Origin of the sequence: Flavobacterium sp. (assembly GCF_049590715.1) — a bacterium.
In the GTDB taxonomy this organism is placed as follows: domain Bacteria; phylum Bacteroidota; class Bacteroidia; order Flavobacteriales; family Flavobacteriaceae; genus Flavobacterium.
The window spans coordinates 1-2,713 of record NZ_JBAWDL010000343.1 but is presented as its reverse complement, the minus strand read 5'-3'; the positions used below and the strand labels follow the sequence as shown (position 1 = coordinate 2,713).

The window sequence follows — 2,713 nt, the reverse complement described above, 5'->3', positions numbered from 1 at the left end:
ATGTCAAAAAAACCGTCATGAACATCATATTTTGATTTTTGGAAGTACGATTTGGAACTTTGATCATCACAGCAAATAATTAGATATTCTTCTTCTTTTTCGTCGGTGACAGCGATACAAAATTGGTCGTATTCAAATAGTGATTTTAATTGTGAGTCAAAAATAATAGCTAAATCGAAGCAATTGATACACGAAACAAGATTATTACAAATAGACAGAACTAAAGATTGTTCCTTTTCTCTTGCTTGTAAAATAGTTAAAAGGGCTTCATATTTGTCCTTATTTTGTTCCATATGATTAATTTCTAAAAAAACAGTCTTACTTAATTTTTGTTTCTTTTATAAAGGTATAAAAATAGACTTCCTAGTGCGATTCTCCAAGTTTTTAGTTTTATGTCCTTTCCCATTGATGTCTTCGACCAAAAGGACTTCTCCAGTTTGGAATTTTCTTTTGACGCCAAGCGAAGTCTCAATTTCAACTCCACCATCTAATAAAATAATATATTGTCGCTGTGGTGCGTTGTGAAAATCATAGTTATAGGAAGGAGCTACTTCACGAAAAATGATTCCGCCTACAGTTTGCTCCTCTGATAAGAAGCCAATATCCCCTTGATTTGTTAAGGGGATAGTAAAATCTTCAAAATGACTTTCGCCATTTTCATCACTGTATATTCTAGTTATAATAAACATATTTAGGATGTAAAAATGAGTTTGTTTACTCTTTCTATTTCATCAAAAGAGATCGTATGTCCCATGTTATCGTATATTTTTTCCGTAACCTCTGCGCCCATATTTTTTAAGATATTGGTTGTGGCATATACACGCTCCACGGGAACATGAAAATCTGGATTACTAGTCCCTATGAAAATTGGCGTATTTTGAAAGTCACCTTTGTAATTTTCAGCATAGATTTTATCACCAATTAATCCACCTGTGAAAATTACGATTCCACCATATTTTGTGGCATTCCGACTAACGTATTCAGCCGTTAAACACGCTCCTTGAGAAAACCCCAAAAAGAAAATATTTTCTTTAGCAATGCCGTCTTTTTCAATTTGAGAAACCGTTTCGTCTACGAGTGCCAGCGCCGATGATAACCAAGGCTCGTTGGCTTCTGGAACTGCCAAGAAAGATTGTGGATACCAACTATTATTAGTTGCTTCGGGAGCATAAAAGGCATAGTCAGCAGTATTTAAACTTTGGGTTAAACCCAAAATATCATCGGCATTGCTGCCTCTTCCGTGTAGCAATATCAATGCCTTTTGAGCGTTCTCTTTTCCCGATATTATAATTTTTATTGCATGCATAGTATTATAAATATTTGGTTTTATCAATTGCAATTTCAGGTAGTTTTGTGATCAAGTCGGCTCTTTGTTTTTCAAACCATTCTGGTAGCTGTAATTCTTCGCCCAAATGAGCCAAGTCTTCGTCGACAGTAAATCCGGGTATTTCGGTAGCTACTTCAAATAAAACGCCACCGGGTTCTTTAAAATAGATGGAAGTAAAGTAATTGCGATCTAAAATAGGCGTTGGATTCAATCCTCTTTCCACAATCTTTTCTCTAAGCGCTTCTTGCGAACCTTTATTTGGAGTTTTGAATGCCAAATGATGTACCATTCCGCTACCAGCCAAGCCTTTTAAACTATCAGGTGCACAAACAAGGTCTACATAATTCCCTGATTTATCATCGGCTGCAAATCTAAAACGATTCCCTTTTTCCGCAATAAGATTATGATCTAATTGTTGGGTAAGTACACCAGCTGTAAGTTCATAACCTTCTTGCCAAATTTCGACATTATGAAAACCCCTGATGGCATTCGTTTCATCAAAAGAACCGCTGTAATACCCAATTCGATTATCAACATCATTAAAAACAAGTTCTAAGCCTAAACCATCTTGGTCTTCAAAATAAATTACAATTTCGTCTTCAAACCGTTCTTGAGGTTCTTTGTACGTAATGCCAAATCGCTTGAATCGCTCGGTCCAGAAGCCTATAGAATCCATAGGAACAGAAAAAGTGGTTGTATTTAACATTCCTTTTCCATGACGACCCATTTTTAATCCTTGATATGGAAAAAACGTAAGTACGCTTCCGGGGTTTCCTTGCTCGTCTCCATAGTACAAATGGTACACTTCTGGAGCATCAAAATTGACTGTCTTTTTGACTAAACGAAGCCCTAAAATTCCTGCGTAAAATTCTAAATTTTTTTGTGCTCCACCTGCAATTGCAGTCACGTGATGGATACCTGTGATTAATGTATTCATAATTAGTCTTTTTGCCAAATTGATTCAAATCGGCTAGGGTTCTTTTTGAATTGTGCATGAACGTACGGACAAAGTGGTTTTACTTTGTACTTATTTTCGGTAGCATACTTTTCTAAAGCATCCAGCAATAATTTTGCATACCCTTTGCCCGAGTAATTTTGATCTACCTCTGTATGATAAACGGATAAAACAAAATCATCAATGCCGATGATCATTTCGCCAATACGCGTTTTATCTTCATAGAGGTTAATGAATCCTTTGTTGTTTGAACCTAATTTTATTTTTATTTCGTTCATTGTTAGTCAAGTTTTGGTAGTACTTTTTCGATCCTATCTCTAGAAGCTTCGTATTGCTTGGGTAATTTTAAATTTTGACCTAATTCAGACCAAGGTTCATCAACAGAAAAACCAGGGTTATCAGTGGCGATTTCAAACAAAACACCTCCAGGC

5 protein-coding genes are annotated in these 2,713 nt (G+C 35.8%); all 5 read right to left on the bottom strand.

Annotated elements, in window-relative coordinates; genetic code table 11:
- Positions 1-293 (bottom strand): hypothetical protein (locus WBQ70_RS14630; RefSeq protein WP_423915479.1); only part of this gene is annotated, 293 nt, incomplete at its 3' end.
- A gap of 45 nt (positions 294-338) precedes the next feature.
- The gene (locus WBQ70_RS14625; RefSeq protein ID WP_423915477.1) at positions 339-689 is read right to left on the bottom strand and encodes a hypothetical protein; all 351 of its coding nucleotides are present in this window, start codon (positions 687-689) and stop codon (positions 339-341) included.
- 2 nt (positions 690-691) lie between these two features.
- Positions 692-1,306, bottom strand: coding sequence for an alpha/beta hydrolase (locus tag WBQ70_RS14620; RefSeq protein WP_423915475.1), 615 nt, complete (start codon positions 1,304-1,306; stop codon positions 692-694).
- A gap of 4 nt (positions 1,307-1,310) precedes the next feature.
- The gene (locus tag WBQ70_RS14615) at positions 1,311-2,264 is read right to left on the bottom strand and encodes a VOC family protein (RefSeq protein ID WP_423915474.1); all 954 of its coding nucleotides are present in this window, start codon (positions 2,262-2,264) and stop codon (positions 1,311-1,313) included.
- 2 nt (positions 2,265-2,266) lie between these two features.
- Positions 2,267-2,560, bottom strand: coding sequence for a GNAT family N-acetyltransferase (locus tag WBQ70_RS14610; protein ID WP_423915472.1), 294 nt, complete (start codon positions 2,558-2,560; stop codon positions 2,267-2,269).
- Positions 2,561-2,713: the final 153 nt, after the last annotated feature.

Bases quoted from the DNA above. Each gene is read 5' to 3' on its own strand.
- WBQ70_RS14625 (WP_423915477.1), bottom strand. From the start codon at position 689: ATGTTTATTATAACTAGAATATACAGTGATGAAAATGGCGAAAGTCAT.
- WBQ70_RS14620 (WP_423915475.1), bottom strand. From the start codon at position 1,306: ATGCATGCAATAAAAATTATAATATCGGGAAAAGAGAACGCTCAAAAG.
- WBQ70_RS14615 (WP_423915474.1), bottom strand. From the start codon at position 2,264: ATGAATACATTAATCACAGGTATCCATCACGTGACTGCAATTGCAGGT.
- WBQ70_RS14610 (WP_423915472.1), bottom strand. From the start codon at position 2,560: ATGAACGAAATAAAAATAAAATTAGGTTCAAACAACAAAGGATTCATT.